This is a genomic window from Achromobacter sp. FW305-C-28 (assembly GCF_058783235.1).
In genome coordinates this window covers 277,681-294,873 of sequence record NZ_JBYSYL010000006.1, presented here as the reverse complement: position 1 = coordinate 294,873, position 17,193 = coordinate 277,681, and the positions used below count along the sequence as shown (strand labels likewise).

The following is a 17,193-nucleotide window of genomic DNA, read 5'->3' as shown; positions in this document are numbered from 1 at the left end:
CCTTTGTTTTTACTGGTCGGGGCGGTGGGATTCGAACTCACGACCCTCTGCTCCCAAAGCAGATGCGCTACCAGGCTGCGCTACGCCCCGAGGGTGGCAACTATACCAGATACGGCAGGCACGCCGAAACCGCGCCCTTCCCGCGTCCGTGAAGGCCGCTTTCGCGCGCAAGCCCTGATTGACACCTATATAGTTGAAGCATAAATTAAATTCAAATCCATAACGACATACTCATCGGGAAAATCATGGCCACCGCCTCTGCTTCGTCCGCCTGGGCTGCTCCAACGCGGACCACCTATACCGTGCTGTTCGTCTGCTGGCTGGCGATCCTGTTCGAAGGCTACGACGTCGGGGTGATGGGCGCGGTGCTGCCCGCCCTGGCCGACGATAAGAGCTGGAACCTGACGCCGATCCAGCTGGGCATGCTGGGCAGCTACGCGCTGGCCGGGATGTTCGTGGGCTCGTTCGCGGTGGGCACGCTGTCCGACCTGCTGGGCCGCCGGCGCATGCTGCTGGCCTGCGTCACGCTGTTTTCCCTGACGATGATCGGCGCCGCCTGGGCGCCCACGCCGACGTGGTTCGCCACCTTCCGTTTCATTGGCGGCCTGGGGCTGGGCGGCGTGATTCCCGTGGCGGCCGCGCTGACCATCGAATACTCGCCGCCGGCCAAGCGCGGCTTCAACTACGGCGTGATGTATTCCGGCTATTCGCTGGGCATCCTGTGTTCGGCTGCGGTGGCCATGGCGCTGCTGCAGCACTGGGGCTGGCGCTCGGTAATACTGGTGGGTGCAGCGCCGTTGCTGTTGGTGCCGCTGCTGGCACGCTGGTTGCCCGAGTCGCTGGAATACCTGCTGGCCAAGGGGGACGAAGCCGGCGCCCGCGCCATGGCCGATCGCCTGGGTATCGTATCGCTCGAGCCCTTCCGCCCGCGCGAAGTCGCGGGCGAGAAAGCCACCTGGCGTGATGTGATGGCGGCGGTGTTCTCGCCGCGCCACCTGCGCGCCACCCTGTGTTTCTGGGGCGCGCTGTTCCTGGGCATGATGCTGGTCTATGGCCTGAACACCTGGCTGCCGCAGATCATGCGCAAGAACGGTTACGACCTGGGTTCCAGCCTGTCGTTCCTGCTGGTGTTCAGCCTGGCGTCCGCCATTGGCGGCCTGGTGCTGGGACGGTTTGCCGACAAGACCGAGCCGCGCAAGATCGTGGCGCTGTTCTTCCTGGTGGGCGCCGTCGGCATCTATTGCCTGACCTACAACAACCCGCTGGTCGTGAACTACCTGTGGGTGGCGCTGGCGGGCGTAGGCAGCATCTCGTCGTCGCTGATCCTGACGGGCTACCTGGCTGGCTACTACCCGGCGCATGCGCGCGGCGCGGCCACCGGCTGGGCGCTGTCGTTTGCCCGCATCGGCGCCATGAGCGGCCCCATCGTCGGCGGCTACCTGGCCAGCCTGCAATTGCCGCTGGCCTGGAACTTCATCGCCTTCTCGTGCGCGGCGGTACTGGCGGCCGTGTTCGTGATCCTGATCCCCGGCCGCTACGCCGGGGGATCGCAGGCCCAACCCGCCCCCGGCGCGCAGACCCTGCAACAGCAACGGTCCTGAAAACGACAACGGCGCGCCTTGCGGGCGCGCCGTCAATGATCCGGCCACTCAGGCCGGCGTCACCTCAACCGAAACGGCCGGTGATGTAGTCTTCGGTTTCCTTGCGCGACGGCTTCACGAAGATCTGGTCGGTCTGGCCGAATTCCATCAGCTCGCCCAGGTACATGTAGGCCGTGTAGTCCGAGCAGCGCGCGGCCTGCTGCATGTTGTGAGTCACGATGACGACGGTGTAGTCGTTCTTGAGTTCGGCGATCAGCTCTTCGATCTTGGCGGTCGAGATCGGGTCCAGCGCCGAACACGGTTCGTCCAGCAGCAGCACTTCCGGCTTGATGGCCACGCCACGGGCGATGCACAGACGCTGCTGCTGCCCGCCCGACAGGCTGTTGCCGCTCTGATGCAGCTTGTCCTTCACTTCGTTCCAGAGCGCGGCCTTGCTCAGCGCCCATTCCACGCGCTCGTCCATCTCGCCCTTGGACAGGCGCTCGAACAGGCGCACGCCGAAGGCGATGTTGTCGTAGATGCTCATGGGGAACGGCGTGGGCTTCTGGAACACCATGCCGACCTTGGCGCGGATCAGCGAAATATCGGTCTTGGCGGTCAGCAGGTTTTCGCCGTCCAGGATGATTTCGCCCTCGGCGCGCTGGCCCGGATACAGCTCGAACATGCGGTTGAAGGTACGCAGCAGCGTCGACTTGCCGCAGCCCGACGGGCCGATGAAGGCGGTGACCTTCTTCTCCTGGATCGACATGTTCACATTGCGGATCGCATGGAACTTGCCGTAGTAGAAGTTCAGGTTCTTGACCTCGATCTTGTTCTTGACGGCGGTAGCGGTGTTTTCCATTTGGTTTCCCTAGGTCCGGCGCGCCTGGCGCGCCGGCAAAGCGATCTTTACTTGCGGAACATGTTGCGGGCGAGGATGTTGATGCCCAGCACCAGCAGCGTAATCAGGGTAGCCCCGGCCCAGGCCAGGTCGTTCCAGTCCTTGAAGGGGCTGGCGGCGTATTGGTAGATCACGACCGGCAGGTTGGCCATCGGGCCGTTCATGTTGGTCGACATGAACTGGTTCGACAGCGCCGTGAACAGCAGCGGCGCGGTTTCACCCGAGATGCGGGCAATCGCCAGCAGCACGCCGGTGATGATGCCGGTCTTGGCGGCGCGATAGCAGACCAGCGTGATCATGCGCCACTTGGGGCAGCCCAGCGCGGCCGCGGCCTCGCGCAGGCTGTTGGGCACCAGCAGCAGCATGTTGTCGGTCGTGCGCACCACCACCGGAATCACCAGGATGGACAGCGCGATGGCGCCGGCCCAGCCCGAGTAGTGCCCCACCTGCGCCACGTAAACGGCGTAGATGAACAGACCGATGATGATCGACGGCGCCGACAGCAGCACGTCGTTCAGGAAGCGCGTGGCCGGCGCCAGCCAGCCGCGCTGGCCGTATTCGGCCAGGTAGGTGCCGGCCAGGATGCCGACCGGCGTGCCGATCAGCGTGCCCACGCCGGCCATCATCACGCTGCCGAAGATAGCGTTGATCAGGCCGCCGGTTTGCCCCGGCGGCGGCGTGATCTCGGTGAAGAGGGTGTACGACAGCGCCGGCGCGCCCTTGGTCAGCAGCGTCAGGATGATCCAGAACAACCAGAACAGCCCGAACACCAGCGTGCCCAGCGAGATGGTCAGCATGATGCGGTTGACCACGCGGCGCCGGCGATACACGCCGTTCTGCATATTGAGTACGGATACAGCCATGTTCTTTTCCTTGGGCTCGCGGCGCGTCAGGTTTTCTTGCCTTCGCCAGCAGACAGGCGAACCAGCAGCATCTTGGCCAGGGCCAGCACGATCGTCGTGATCAGGAACAGGATCAGGCCCAGTTCCAGCAATGCCGACTTCTGGATGCCGCCCGCTTCGTTGAATTCGTTGGCCAGCGCCGAGGCGATCGAGTTGCCCGGCGAGAACAGCGAGCCGGACCACTTGAAGGCGTTGCCGATCACGAAGGTCACGGCCATGGTCTCGCCCAGCGCACGGCCCAGGCCCAGCATGATGCCGCCGATGACGCCGGACTTGGTGAACGGCAGCACCACGCGCCACATCACTTCCCAGGTCGTGCTGCCCAGGCCGTAGGCTGATTCCTTCAGCATGGCCGGCACCAGCTCGAACACGTCGCGCATCACTGCCGCGATGAACGGGATGATCATGATCGACAGGATCAGCCCGGCGGTGAAGATGCCGATACCGAAAGGCGGCCCGGCGAACATGCCGCCGATGATCGGCACGCTGCCCAGCGTGGCGATCAGGAAAGGCTGCACGTATTGCTGGAACACCGGCACGAAGACGAACAGGCCCCACATGCCGTAGATGATGGACGGGATGGCGGCCAGCATTTCGACGGCGGTGCCCAAGGGGCGGCGCAGCCAGGTGGGCGACAGTTCGGTCAGGAAGATGGCGATGCCGAACGACACCGGCACGGCGATGATCAGCGCGATGGCCGACGTCAGCAGCGTGCCGATGATGGGCACCACGGCGCCGTAGTTCTGCTTGACGGGGTCCCAGTCGTTCAGCCACAGGAACGACAGACCGTACTTGGCCAGCGATTCGCGGCTGCCGTAGATCAGGGAGATAAGAATCGCCGCCAGCAGAATGAACACCAGGAAGGCGAACAGGCGGGTCAGGTTCTTGAACAGCGCATCCATCAGCGCGTTTTTATTTTGCTTCATAGGCGAAGGCGTGCCGGTAGTCACGGAGTCCGCCACGCTGGGCGAAAGCGGCACACTATTATCCATTACCGCGCTCATGGATGGACTTTCCTTAGGAAACCTGGGGGGAAACTACGAGAGAATCCGGGAGACCCGCCCCGGCATCCGGATATCCGGACGCCGGGGCGGCGGGCAGATCCCGGCGCGGGGCGATGCCGCCGCGCCGGGGTTCCGCTTTACTTCCAGACGGCCTTGCCGTCGGCTGCCTTGACTTCGCCCCAAGCGGCGCGAATTTCCTTGGTCACGGCTTCCGGCAGCGGCACGTAGTCCAGGGCTTCAGCCGACTTGGCGCCATTCTTGAAGGCCCAGTCGAAGAATTCCAGGACAGCGCGGCCTTGGGCGGGCTTGTCTTGCGACTTGTGGATCAGGATGAACGTCGCGGCGGTCACGGGCCAGGAATCGGCGCCCGGCTCGTCGGTCAGCACCACGCCCATGCCAGGCGCGCTCTTCCAGTCAGCGTTGGCGGCGGCAGCAGCGAAGGCCTTCTGTTCCGGCTGGACGAACTTGCCGTCCTTGTTCTGCAGCTGCGTCCAGGCCAGCTTGTTCTGCTTGGCGTAGGCGTATTCCACGTAGCCGATCGAGTTCTTCAGCTGGCCGACGTAGGCGGCGACGCCTTCGTTGCCCTTGCCGCCTTGACCCACGGGCCACTTGACGGCCTTGCCTTCACCGACTTGTTCCTTCCACTCCGGCGACACCTTGGACAGGTAGTTGGTCCAGCCGAAGGTGGTGCCCGAGCCGTCCGAACGGTGCACGACGATGATGTCGGCCGACGGCAGCTTCAGGTCGGGGTTCAGCGCCTTGATGGCGGCGTCATCCCACTTCTTGACCTTGCCCAGGAAGATTTCGGCCAGGACCTTGCCCGACAGCTTCAGCTTGCCCGGTGCGATGCCGTCGATGTTCACCACGGCCACGGTGCCGCCGATGACGGCCGGGAACTGCAGCAGACCGTTCTTGTCCAGGTCGGCTGCCTTCATGGGATCGTCCGAAGCGCCGAAATCGACGGTCTTGGCGATGATCTGTTGCTGGCCGCCGCCCGAACCGATCGACTGGTAGTTGACCGCGTTGTTGGTGGCTGCCTTGTAGTCCGACGCCCACTTGGCGTAGACCGGGTACGGGAACGATGCGCCGGCGCCGGTCACATCGGCGGCCTGGACGGCAAACACGGCGGCGCTCAGCGCGACACCCAGTGAAACTTGTTTGAAGACACGTTTGAACATCTTGGTTCCTTCTGTGCTCGTTAGAGGAGTCTTGGCAGGCTTTCTACTGCCTGTCTTTCAGCGACCCTCGCATCTTAGAAGTCCAACGTGACAAGATAGTGACAGTCACAAACCCCCCCCCGGAGCGCTGCGCGCTTCCCCCCCAGGGGGGCGCCGGTGGCGGACCGGCGTAGCCGGATCCGCGCGGCTGCGCTCTGGGAGCGCCTGCCTCGAATGCCTCTTTTTGCTTGCGGGGAAATGGGGGCAGATTTATAGGGGGACGGATACCCATCCCCCCTGCCCGGGCTGGGGCTACACGCCCAGCTTCTGCATCAGGTACTGGTGCAGGTTGAAGGGTTCGCGGCGGCTCTTGACGCGGACGTAGTCGCCGTCGGCCTGCTGCTGCCAGGCCAGTTGGTTGTCGCGCAGGGCAAAGGTGAAGGCTTCGTCGATGACACGCTTCTTGAGCGACTTGTCGTAGATCGGGAAGGCGATTTCGACGCGGCGGAAGAAATTGCGGTCCATCCAGTCGGCGGACGACAGGTACACGGTCTCGGCGCCCTCGGCGTAGAAATAGAACACGCGCGAGTGTTCCAGGAAGCGGCCCACGATGGAACGCACCCGGATGTTCTCGGACAAGCCCGGCACGCCCGCCCGCAGGGCGCAGACGCCACGCACGATCAGGTCGATCTTCACGCCGGCCTGGCTGGCCTTGTACAGTTCTTCGATGATCTGCTCTTCGAGCAGCGAGTTCATCTTGGCCATGATGCGCGAGCGCTTGCCCGCCTTGGCCGCGCGAGCCTCGGCGCGGATCAGCGCCACCATGCCGTCATGCATGGTGAATGGCGACTGCATCAGCGCCTTGAGCGAGCGGCGCGCGCCCAGGCCGGTCAGTTGCGCAAAGACCTTGTCCATGTCCTCGCACAGCTTGGGATCGGCGGTCAGCAGGCCGAAATCGGTGTACAGCCGCGCGGTGCGCGGGTGGTAGTTGCCCGTACCCAGGTGGGCGTAGCGGCGCAGGCGGCCCTTTTCACGCCGCAGCACGACGGCCATCTTGGCGTGCGTCTTGTGCGCCACCACGCCGTACACCACGTGAGCGCCCACCTCTTCGAGCTTGGAGGCCCAATTGATGTTGGTCTGCTCGTCAAAGCGGGCCATCAATTCCACCACCACCGTCACTTCCTTGCCGGCGCGCGCGGCGGCCAGCAGGATCTTCATCAGCTCGGAATCCTCGCCGGTGCGGTAGATGGTCTGCTTGATGGCCATCACATCCGGGTCCAGCGCGGCGGCGGTCAGGAAGTCGATGACGGGCTGGAACGACTGGTACGGATGGTGCAGCAGGCGGTCTTGCTCGGCCACGGCCTCGAACAGGTCGGACGGCTTGTCGCCAACCCGGTCGAACGGCGCCGGCAGCGGCGCGCGGTAGTCGGGAAACAGCAGGTCCGGGCGGTCGGGCGAGTTGCACAGCTGCATCAGGCGCGACAGGTTGACCGGGCCCGGCACACGGTAGGTGTCTTCCGGCTTGAGCGAGAACTCGCGCTGCAGGAAGTTTTCCAGTTCCACCGGCGTGAGCTTGTCGATTTCCAGCCGCACCGCGGCGCCGAAGTTGCGCTGCGAGAGTTCACCCTGCAGCGCGTGGCGCAGGTTCGTGACTTCTTCCTCGTCCACGAACAGGTCGCTGTTGCGCGTCACCCGCCACTGGTAGCAGCCCAGCATTTCCAGGCCCGGGAACAGTTCGCCGACGAAGGCGCGCAGCAGCGAGGTCAGAAGGATGTAGCCCTCAGGGTGGCCGGACAGCTCGGGCGGCATCTTGATCAGGCGCGGCAGCGCGCGCGGCGCCTGCACCACGGCAATGGATGCCTGGCGGCCGAAGGCGTCGGCGCCAGACAGCGACACGATGAAATTCAGGCTCTTGTTGTAGACGCGCGGGAACGGATGCGCCGGGTCCAGCCCGATGGGGGTCAACAGCGGCATCACGTCGCGGTTGAAGACCTCGCGCGCCCACTCCTGCTGCTGCGGGTTCCATTCCGAGGCATGGTGCAGCGCAATACCCTCGGCCTGCATGGCCGGCAGGATCTCGTCATTGAGCAGGGCGTACTGCCGCCCCACCAGCTCGTGCACCGCCTGCTGGACATTCTCGAACGCCTGGTCCGGGGTCATGCCGTCCGGGCCCACCAGGTTGGGTGACTGGCGCTGCTGCTCTTTCAGGCTGGAAATCCGGATTTCAAAGAATTCATCCAGGTTCGAGCTGACGATGCAGACGTAGCGCAGCCTTTCCAACAAGGGCGTCTTGGGATTTTCCGCCATCGCCAGCACGCGTTCGTTGAATTTGAGCAGCGACAACTCGCGATTCAGGAGCAAGGGCTCGGCGGGCGGGCGTGTGGTCATACCGGATTCCATACGTAGGGAGAGCGTGGAGTTTTACTGCAAAAGGGTGACGGTTCTATGACACAACGCCAAATGTGTAGCGTACGACAAAACCGGGACACATGGCGCCCCCTTCTTTCGACGCCAACCATATGTTCCATAAGCGAAAACCCGCAGCCGACGGCGCTGTCACATGGGGTATCTATAATCAGGCCACCTCAAAGCCAATATTGACGAGCCGCATGGATCAACTTCTGGCCGCCGTGGACCTCGGGTCCAACAGCTTCCGCCTCTCCATCGGACGCATCGTTCAGCAGGACGGTACGCCCCAGATTTATCAGATCGACCGCCTCAAGGAAACCGTCCGGCTCGCCGCTGGCCTGGACGCAGAAAAGCGCCTGGGCGACGACGCCATCGAGCGGGCCATCGCCGTGCTGGAACGTTTCGGCGACCGCCTGCGCAGCTTCCACCCGAACCGGGTGCGAGCCGTGGCGACCAACACCTTCCGCGTGGCGCGCAACACCCGCGACTTCCTGCCCCGTGCCGAAGCCGCACTGGGCTTTCCCATCGAAGTCATCGCCGGCCGCGAAGAGGCCCGCCTGATCTTCTCGGGCGTGGTCCACACCCTGCCCCCCTCGCCCAACAAGCGCCTGGTGATCGACATCGGCGGCGGTTCCACCGAAGTCATCATCGGCAAGGGCCACGAGCCCGGCCTGATGTCGTCACTGTACATGGGCTGCGTCAGCTACAGCCGCCAGTTCTTCTCGGACGGCATCGTCGATGCCCACCAGATGAAGCTGGCCGAACTGGCCGCCCGCCGCGAAATCGAAGTCATCGCCAAACAGTACCGCAAGACCGGCTGGAAAGAAGCCTATGGCTCGTCCGGCACCGCCAAGGCGCTGTTCGCCATCCTGACCGAAGGCGGCCTGTCCGATCGCGGCATCACCCGCGCCGGCCTGACCAAGCTGAAAGACCGCATCGTGCGCGCCGGCCGGGTGATCCCGTCCGAACTGCCCGGCATCAAGGTCGAGCGCGCCGACGTACTGCCCGGCGGCCTGGCCATCATGAGCGCTCTGTTCGACGAACTGGGGATCGACGTCATGCACACCGGCGACGGCGCACTGCGCCTGGGTGTGCTGTACGACTTGCTGGGCCGCGACGACGAACACGACAAACGCGACGAGTCGGTGCGCCAGTTCATGAAGCGCTACCACGTCGACGTCAACCAGGCCCGCCGCGTTCACCATGCCGCGCTCAGCCTGTTCGACGCGATGATGCCCGAAGGCCCGGAGCGCACCGAACTGCGCGTGGCGCTGGGCTGGGCGGCAGACCTGCACGAAGTCGGCCTGTCGATCGCCCACAACGCGTATCACAAGCACACCGCCTACGTGCTGGAAAACGCCGACATGCCCGGCTTCTCGCGCGCTGACCAGCAATTGCTGGCGCTGTTGGCGCTTGGCCACCAAGGCAAGCTGAGCAAGCTGGAACCCCTGGTACGCACCCGCGCCCAGTGGATGGCCATCCTGAGCCTGCGCCTGGCGGTGCTGCTGTTTCGCCGCCGCGGCGAAATCGAGCCCCTGCCCCTCACGGCATCGATGCGCAACGACTCGATCGTGGTCCGCGTGAACCGCGATTGGCTTGCGCAGCATCCGCTCAGCGACTTCACGCTGCGCGCGGAAGAAGCCGAGTGGTCGAAGGTGGGGTTCTCGTTCGAACTGCTGGAATTCTGAGGCAAACGACGACGCGGGGCAGGCCCCGCGTCGTGTGGCTCAAGACTCAGGCGTGCTAGAACGGCAACAGATCCGTCTGCCGTTCCAGCTGCTTGAGTTCCAGACGGAAAGGCCGCGTGGCCCGCCGTATCAGTTTGATCTTCATACGGCGGAACAGGCGGCGCATGATCAGCGCTGGCCGTTGGCGACGGGTTGATCCAGGCCGAAATGGCGGCGATAGCGCTCGTCCATGCCGTCCATCTTCAACAGCACCGGGAAATCGGCGGCGTTGAAATCGGGGTCCCAGGCGGGTTCGCCGCAAACCGTGGCGCCCAACTTCAGGTAGCCTTTGATCAGCGGCGGCACACGGGCCGGCAGCGTGCTGTTGAGCTTTTCCACCGGATAACGGTGCAACGGCGTCACATGCGGCTGGCCCTCTTGGGGCAGCTGCTTGGAAATGGTGCGCCACACTTCGGCGGCCGTCACGCCGTCGTCGCGCAGGCTGACGCTGGCGCAGCCCAGCACGTACTGGTAGCCGCCGCGGCGCAGGTATTCCGCCAGGCCCGACCACAGCAGCATGATGACCGCGCCGTTGCGGTAGTCGGCATGCGTGCACGAGCGGCCCACTTCCACGAGCTCGTCGCGAATGGCGCCCAGGCCGGACAGGTCGAATTCGGATTGCGAGTAGTAGCCGCCCGCCTCGCGCGCCTTTTCAGGCGTGAGGATGCGGTAGGTTCCCACGACACGGCCGGTGTCGAGCTCGCGAACCATCAGATGCTCGCAAAAGGGGTCGAAGCGATCGTGCTCGATCCCATCCTGGGCATCCGGGAAAACCACGCCCATGTCTTCGGTGAAGACGTCGTAGCGCAGGCGCTGGATTTGTTCGATTTCCTCGGCCGTGCGCGCCAGGCCGACCACCAGCACCCTGGCGGCAGGTCCCGTCCACGGTTCGGCGGCATTACGGCTTGGGTTGATGCGTGCTAGTTCCAGCATTGCGCGAAGCTCCTAGAGAGTCCGGTCAGTTTGGACGCCCTGTATGTCAAAGACTTGACCAATATGTTACGTGACTATGAAGTTTAGATCGGAGCAATGAGGCCCAATTCCTGCAAAGCTCGACAAATATTTACAAAGCAATACGCAACGTTCACAAACAATGGCCATTCATCGCAAAACGATGAATGGCCATGTTCAATCCACGCAAAAAACGGCTTATCCCAGGCTGGCCGCCAGCTTTTCAGCAGACGCCACGGCCAGGGCCTCGTCTTCGGCTTCGACCATCAGGCGCAGCTTGGGTTCGGTGCCCGAGGCACGAATCAGGATGCGGCCGCGGCCATCCAGTTCGGCCTCGACCGCCTTGCGCGCCGCGCTCAGGCCAGGGTGCGACTTCCAGTCCTGCCCGGGGGTGATCGGCACGTTGATCATCTTCTGCGGGTACATGCGCAGGTCCTTGACCCAGTCGGCCATCGACACCTGGTTGCGGCGCAGCGCGGTCAGCACCTGCAAGGCCGCCACGATGCCGTCGCCGGTGGAATGGCAATCCAGGCACAAGAGGTGGCCGGAGCTTTCGCCGCCATACAGCCAGCCGCGCGCCTGCATCTGTTCCAGCACGTAGCGGTCGCCCACATTTGCGCGCTCGAAACCCACGCCCAGGCGGTTCAGTTCGCGCTCGAACCCGAAGTTGGTCATCAGCGTACCCACCACGCCATCGACCTTGCCGCGCTGCATGCGCTCGCGCAGGATGGCATAAAGCAGTTCGTCGCCGTTGTAGATGCGGCCTTCACCGTCCACCATCTGCAGGCGGTCGGCGTCGCCGTCCAGCGCAATGCCGACCTGCGCGCCGCGTGCCTTCACTTCCTTGGCCAGCAGCTCGGGGTGCAGCGCGCCCACGCCCTTGTTGATGTTGAAACCGTCCGGATGCACCCCGATGGCATGGACCTCGGCGCCCAGCTCGCGAAAGACGTGCGGCGCGATGTTGTAGGCGGCGCCGTGAGCCGCGTCCACCACGATCGTCATGCCGTTCAGGTCCAGATCGTTGGGGAACGTGCTCTTGCAGAATTCGATGTAGCGGCCCTGCGCATCCGACATGCGGCGCGCGCGCCCCAGCCCTTCGGAGCTGACGCAACCCAGCGGCTCGTCCAGCGCGACCTCGATCGCGGCTTCGATCTCGTCGGGCAGTTTCATGCCCTGGGCCGAGAAGAACTTGATGCCGTTGTCCTGGTAGGGATTGTGCGAAGCGCTGATCACGATGCCGGCGACCAGGCGCAATGCGCGCGTCAGGTAGGCCACGGCCGGGGTCGGGATCGGACCCGCCAGCAGCACGTCGATGCCCGCCGCCGACAGCCCGGCTTCCAGGGCCGATTCCAGCATATAGCCGGAAATGCGCGTGTCCTTGCCGATCACGACCTGCGGGCGGCTGCCGCCGCGCACCGCGTGTTCGCGGGCCAGCACGCGGCCGGCGGCGTAGCCCAGGCGCAACGCGAATTCGGCGTTGATCACCGGACCGCCGACTTCGCCACGGACCCCGTCGGTACCAAAATACTTGCGTCGAATCATGAAGTAATAGCTCCTTGTTCTGCCGCGTGCCAAACCTTGAGCGCGTCGACCGTGGCCGCCACATCGTGCACCCGCACGATGGACGCGCCACGGGCCACACAGGCCAGGGCGGCGGCAATGCTGCCGGGCAGCCTGTCGCCAACCGGCCGGCCAGTGGCCTGGCCGATCATGGTCTTGCGCGACAAGCCAATCAGCAATGGATAACCGCCGCTGCGCAGGCTGGACAGCCTGCGCAGCAGTTGAAAGTTCTGGTCGGCGGTCTTGCCGAACCCGAAGCCCGGGTCCAGTACGATGCGTCGGGGGTCGACCCAGGCCGCGCGCAGTTTCTGGGCGCGCGCCCCCAGGAAGAGCCCGATCTCGCCGATCAGGTCTGAATATTCAGGTGGCGTCGCCTGCATGGTGCGCGGCTCGCCTTTCATATGCATGACGCACAGGCCGCAGCGCGATTGCGCCACCGCCTCGATGGCGCCAGGCTGCCGGAAACCGTAGATGTCGTTGATCATGTCGGCGCCGGCATCCAGCGTGGCGCGCATGACCTCGGGCTTGAAGGTGTCGATGGACAAGGGCACGCCGCAGTCGCGCAGCGCCTCGATCACCGGCAGCAGCCGGTCCAGTTCGTCGGCCACCGATACCGGGTCGGCGCCAGGGCGCGTGGACTCGCCGCCCAGGTCGAGGATCTGGGCGCCTTCGTCGATGAGCTGGCGCGCGTGGGCGACGGCGGAATCGGTATCGTCATGCTGGCCGCCGTCGGAAAACGAGTCCGGCGTGACATTGACGATGCCCATGACAAGCGGGCGCTCGAGATCAAACTCGAAGCGCCCGCAAAGAAAGTTATTTGCCATAACTCAGGACGGAAGACCTCAGACTGCAGCCGCCGTATTGCCGCCTGCAGCCAGGCCGGTGGGGGGCGTGTCGGGCGTATCCGACGGCCCCTGCGGCGTCTTCGGGGGACGCGGGGGGCGGCCCTCGATGATGTCGTTGATCTGGTCGGCGTCGATGGTTTCCCATTCGAGCAGCGCGGCAGTCATGACTTCGACCTTGTCGCGGTTTTCTTCCAGGATCTTGCGCGCCACGCCGTATTGCTCGTCGATGATGCGGCGGATCTCGGAATCCACCTTCTGCATGGTGGCTTCGGACATGTGCGTGGTCTTGGTGACGCTGCGACCCAGGAAGACTTCGCCCTCGTTCTCGGCGTAGACCATGGGGCCCAGTTCGTCGGTCATGCCGTAGCGCGTGACGATGTCGCGGGCGATGGCCGTGGCACGTTCGAAGTCATTCGAGGCGCCGGTGGTCATCTGATCCATGAAGAGTTCTTCGGCGATACGGCCGCCGAACAACACGGCAATGGTCGACAGCAGACGGCTCTTGTCCATGCTGTAGCGATCGGTTTCGGGCAACTGCATGGTCACGCCCAGCGCACGGCCGCGCGGGATGATGGTGACCTTGTGGACCGGATCGGTCTTGGGCAACAGGCGAGCAACGATCGCATGGCCGGACTCGTGGTACGCGGTGTTCTTGCGTTCCTCTTCGGGCATGACGATCGAGCGGCGCTCGGCGCCCATGATGATCTTGTCCTTGGCCTTTTCGAAGTCGGACATATCCACCGTGCGGCCATTGCGGCGAGCGGCGAACAGCGCGGCTTCGTTGACCAGGTTGGCCAGGTCGGCGCCCGAGAAGCCCGGGCAACCGCGCGCCAGGATGGTCGCGTCGACGTTGGGCGACAGCGGCACCTTGCGCATGTGGACCTTCAGGATCTGCTCACGGCCACGGATATCGGGCAGCGGCACCACGACCTGGCGGTCGAAGCGGCCCGGACGCAGCAGCGCCGGGTCGAGCACGTCGGGACGGTTGGTAGCGGCGATCACGATGACGCCCTGGCCGGATTCGAAGCCGTCCATTTCCACCAGCATCTGGTTCAGGGTCTGTTCGCGTTCGTCGTTGCCGCCGCCCAGGCCGGCGCCGCGCTGGCGGCCCACCGCATCGATTTCGTCGATGAAGATGATGCAAGGCGCGTGCTTCTTGGCGTTTTCGAACATATCGCGCACGCGGGCAGCGCCCACGCCGACGAACATTTCAACGAAGTCCGAGCCCGAGATGCTGAAGAACGGCACCTTGGCTTCACCGGCGATGGCCTTGGCCAGCAGCGTTTTACCGGTACCGGGCGAGCCGACCATCAGCACGCCGCGCGGAATGCGACCGCCCAGCTTCTGGAACTTGCTGGGGTCGCGCAGGAAATCGACCAGTTCCTGGACGTCTTCCTTGGCTTCATCGCAGCCCGCCACATCGGCGAAGGTGATCTGGTTGGTGTTTTCGTCGAGCATGCGGGCGCGCGACTTGCCGAAGCTGAACGCACCGCCCCTGCCGCCGCCCTGCATCTGGCGCATGAAGAACACCCACACGCCGATCAACAGCAGCATGGGGAACCAGGACACGAAGATGCTCATCAGCAGCGATTGCTCTTCGCGCGGCTTGCCCGACACCTGCACGCCGTACTTGAGCAGATCGGAGACCATCCAGAGGTCGCCCGGCGAGGTCAGGGTGTAGGCACGGCCCGCGTCCGGGGTGACGTAGAGCACGTCGCCGCCAGGGCCGCCTTGCACGTCCACCTTGCGGATACGTCCCGCCTTGGCGTCGTCCATGAACTGCGTGTAGGTCACGCCGTCCTGGGTCTGCGCGCGTCCGTCGAACTGCTTGAAGACCGTGAATAGCACCAGGGCTATCACCATCCAGACGGCGACTTTCGAAAATGAATTATTCAAGGTCGATCTCCTGCTTTCGATTCCGACCGGCGACCGCGCACCCGCATATGGCACAGTCACAAGTATGTCAATAGCCCATTCTACCCTGTTGGACCGGGTTGCGTCCTGGGAACAGCCGGGGCCTCTAAATTACGTCTGATTCGTGATTTTGCTGGTCGTTGTCTCGGCAGGCCGGCCGTGGCCGACCGGGGGGTTTTTTCTGACCGGGGCGCGAGGCTCCGGCACGGGTTATTTCAGATCGCGGGCCACCAGAAAGGTTTCGGAGGACTTGTCCCGCGATGCCTTCGGCTTGCGCTCGACCACCCGCTTGAAGTGCTGCTTGAAGCTTTGCACGATCTGCGAGAAGCCAGTTCCGTGGAAAGCCTTGACGATCAGCGCCCCGTTGGGCTTGAGATGGGCGAGCGAAAATTCCATCGCCAACTCGCACACATGCTGGATGCGCGCGGCGTCGGCGATACCCACGCCTGACAAGTTGGGGGCCATGTCGGAAATTACAAGGTCTACCGCGCGCGATCCGACCATGTCTTCCAGTTGTTTCAAAATGTCATCTTCGCGAAAGTCGCCCTGGATGAATTCGACGCCCGCCACGGGTTCCATGGGCAGCATGTCGAGCGCGATGATGCGCCCGTCCACGACGCCGCCCGGCCCGGCCAGGCGCTCGCGCGCCACCTGGGACCAGCTGCCGGGCGCCGAGCCCAGGTCGATGACCAGGTCGCCCCGGCGCATCAGTTTCTCGGTGTCGAGGATCTCGATCAGTTTGAAGGCGGCGCGGGCCCGGTAGCCCTTCTGTTGCGCCATCTTCACATAGGGATCGTTGATGTGCTGGTGAATCCAGTCTTTGGAGAATTTATTCTTGGCCATTACCGTACAATTCCACGCATGCCTATATTAGAACTTACCTCTCGTGAGCGCAGCGACCTTCGGTCCGCCGCTCACCCTTTGCGCCCCGTCGTCCTGATTGGCGACAATGGCCTGACTGAAGCCGTGCTCAAGGAAATCGATCTGGCACTCGCTTCCCACGGCCTGATCAAGGTCCGCGCCGGCGGCGACGACCGCGAGGCCCGCGATGCCATGCTGTCGACCATCTGCGACACGCTGTCCTGCGCCCCCGTGCACCACCTGGGCAAGACCCTGATTCTTTTCCGCCCGCTGGCCGGCAATATCAAGCCCGCCGCGCTGGCCGCCATGGAACCGGAACGCCCCGCCTCGACCAAGCGCCGCGCCTCCGAGCCGCATACGCCCAAGAAGCTGGCCGCCGAAGGCAAGACCCTGTCCAAGCGTCCGCGCCGTTCCGAAACCGAAGAGCCCAAGCCGGCCAAGACCCGCTTCGTGCCCCAGGACCAGTTGAACAAGAACGGCAAGCCGATGCGTCCCAGCAACAAGAAGACGGCTTCGAGCGGTCACGGCATTCCGCGCCGCGCCGGCAGCGCGCTCAGCCTGCGGGCCGGGGCTCGCAGCGGCACCAGCCGCAAATCGTCGCCCAAAAGATAGAACCCGGGCACAAAAACGGGCGCTTTACGCGCCCGGTCCACCATAGCGATCCGCCTTATTGCCGCGGAAATCCTGACGAACGCTACGTTCTGGCTATGGTGTTTTGCTGATGTTACCGCTATTGGCAGGCGTCAGATGTAACGCACGCCCAGGACTTCATATTCGCGAACGCCAGCCGGGGCCTTGACCTCGACCACATCGCCTTCGCTCTTGCCGATCAGTGCGCGGGCCACGGGGCTCGACACGGAGATCAGGTTCGACTTGATGTCGGCTTCGACGTCGCCGACGATCTGGTACGTCACACGGTCGCCCGAATCCAGGTCTTCGATGTCGACGGTAGCGCCAAACACGGCGCGGCCTTCGGCCTCGAGGGAGGACGGGTCGATCAGGTGGGCATTGGAAAGCGTGCCTTCAAGTTCGGCAATCCGGCCCTCGATAAAACCTTGGCGCTCGCGAGCCGCATCGTACTCGGCGTTTTCCGACAGATCGCCCTGCGCGCGCGCTTCAGCGATAGCGTTGATGACGGCGGGACGTTCCACGGTTTTCAGCCGCTGGAGCTCTTCTTGCAAGCGCTCGGCCCCGCGCACGGTCAAAGGAATGGCAGACATTGTCGTTTCCCAAACAAAAGTAGAAAACGCCCCCGACGGAGCGTTCTCGGTGTGAAGGTCTTGGACCTGACGCAGTAGGCGTCCGGTCGGCTCGCCAGGCGGATGCGGCAAGCTGCGACCAAAACAAAACCCCGGCTCGGGTCGGAACCGGGGCAATCAAGG

General features: G+C 64.2%; 14 protein-coding genes and 1 tRNA gene. 3 read left to right on the top strand and 12 right to left on the bottom strand.

The window, feature by feature from the left end:
- Positions 1 to 13: 13 nt before the first annotated feature.
- Positions 14 to 90 (bottom strand) — tRNA-Pro (locus AC3WMR_RS17400).
- 155 nt (positions 91 to 245) lie between these two features.
- Between AC3WMR_RS17400 and AC3WMR_RS17395 the strand changes: the two genes are divergently transcribed.
- Complete coding sequence (locus tag AC3WMR_RS17395; protein ID WP_492264025.1) at positions 246 to 1,601, top strand: MFS transporter; 1,356 nt, start codon at positions 246 to 248, stop codon at positions 1,599 to 1,601.
- Between the two features lie 64 nt (positions 1,602 to 1,665).
- Here the strand turns inward: AC3WMR_RS17395 and pstB are convergent, their stop codons facing one another.
- The 5 genes from pstB to ppk1 form a co-directional block, all read right to left on the bottom strand.
- A complete protein-coding gene (pstB, locus tag AC3WMR_RS17390) occupies positions 1,666 to 2,442 on the bottom strand; it encodes a phosphate ABC transporter ATP-binding protein PstB (protein ID WP_006221056.1) in 777 nt (258 codons plus the stop codon).
- Positions 2,443 to 2,489: 47 nt separating this feature from the next.
- Positions 2,490 to 3,344: a phosphate ABC transporter permease PstA gene (gene pstA, locus AC3WMR_RS17385; RefSeq protein WP_175194414.1), complete on the bottom strand. Its 855-nt coding sequence runs from the start codon at positions 3,342 to 3,344 to the stop codon at positions 2,490 to 2,492.
- A gap of 26 nt (positions 3,345 to 3,370) precedes the next feature.
- The gene (gene pstC / locus AC3WMR_RS17380; protein ID WP_175194411.1) at positions 3,371 to 4,387 is read right to left on the bottom strand and encodes a phosphate ABC transporter permease subunit PstC; all 1,017 of its coding nucleotides are present in this window, start codon (positions 4,385 to 4,387) and stop codon (positions 3,371 to 3,373) included.
- A gap of 137 nt (positions 4,388 to 4,524) precedes the next feature.
- The gene (pstS, locus tag AC3WMR_RS17375) at positions 4,525 to 5,565 is read right to left on the bottom strand and encodes a phosphate ABC transporter substrate-binding protein PstS (protein ID WP_492264026.1); all 1,041 of its coding nucleotides are present in this window, start codon (positions 5,563 to 5,565) and stop codon (positions 4,525 to 4,527) included.
- 291 nt (positions 5,566 to 5,856) lie between these two features.
- Entirely contained in the window at positions 5,857 to 7,932 is a 2,076-nt protein-coding gene (ppk1, locus tag AC3WMR_RS17370; protein ID WP_492264027.1) for a polyphosphate kinase 1, read from the bottom strand.
- A 221-nt stretch (positions 7,933 to 8,153) separates the two neighbouring features.
- Between ppk1 and ppx the strand changes: the two genes are divergently transcribed.
- Positions 8,154 to 9,641, top strand: coding sequence for an exopolyphosphatase (gene ppx / locus AC3WMR_RS17365; RefSeq protein WP_025139559.1), 1,488 nt, complete (start codon positions 8,154 to 8,156; stop codon positions 9,639 to 9,641).
- A gap of 168 nt (positions 9,642 to 9,809) precedes the next feature.
- On the opposite strand, the gene AC3WMR_RS17360 is transcribed toward ppx, so the two are convergent.
- The 5 genes from AC3WMR_RS17360 to AC3WMR_RS17340 form a co-directional block, all read right to left on the bottom strand.
- Positions 9,810 to 10,613 carry a GNAT family N-acetyltransferase gene (locus tag AC3WMR_RS17360; protein ID WP_492264028.1) on the bottom strand — a complete coding sequence of 268 codons (804 nt, stop codon included), beginning with the start codon at positions 10,611 to 10,613 and terminating at the stop codon, positions 9,810 to 9,812.
- A gap of 216 nt (positions 10,614 to 10,829) precedes the next feature.
- Positions 10,830 to 12,173, bottom strand: coding sequence for a phosphoglucosamine mutase (gene glmM, locus AC3WMR_RS17355; protein WP_492264029.1), 1,344 nt, complete (start codon positions 12,171 to 12,173; stop codon positions 10,830 to 10,832).
- Entirely contained in the window at positions 12,170 to 13,015 is an 846-nt protein-coding gene (gene folP / locus AC3WMR_RS17350; protein WP_492264030.1) for a dihydropteroate synthase, read from the bottom strand. The genes glmM and folP overlap by 4 nt, the downstream gene beginning before the upstream one ends.
- Before the next feature lie 18 nt (positions 13,016 to 13,033).
- Positions 13,034 to 14,932: an ATP-dependent zinc metalloprotease FtsH gene (gene ftsH, locus AC3WMR_RS17345; RefSeq protein ID WP_492264031.1), complete on the bottom strand. Its 1,899-nt coding sequence runs from the start codon at positions 14,930 to 14,932 to the stop codon at positions 13,034 to 13,036.
- A gap of 228 nt (positions 14,933 to 15,160) precedes the next feature.
- Positions 15,161 to 15,793 carry an RlmE family RNA methyltransferase gene (locus AC3WMR_RS17340; protein WP_025139564.1) on the bottom strand — a complete coding sequence of 211 codons (633 nt, stop codon included), beginning with the start codon at positions 15,791 to 15,793 and terminating at the stop codon, positions 15,161 to 15,163.
- An 18-nt stretch (positions 15,794 to 15,811) separates the two neighbouring features.
- On the opposite strand from AC3WMR_RS17340, the gene AC3WMR_RS17335 reads away from it, so the two are divergent.
- Positions 15,812 to 16,423: a YhbY family RNA-binding protein gene (locus AC3WMR_RS17335; RefSeq protein WP_492264032.1), complete on the top strand. Its 612-nt coding sequence runs from the start codon at positions 15,812 to 15,814 to the stop codon at positions 16,421 to 16,423.
- Between the two features lie 131 nt (positions 16,424 to 16,554).
- Here the strand turns inward: AC3WMR_RS17335 and greA are convergent, their stop codons facing one another.
- Positions 16,555 to 17,031, bottom strand: a complete 477-nt coding sequence (gene greA / locus AC3WMR_RS17330; RefSeq protein ID WP_025139566.1) for a transcription elongation factor GreA — start codon at positions 17,029 to 17,031, stop codon at positions 16,555 to 16,557.
- Positions 17,032 to 17,193 lie beyond the last annotated feature (162 nt).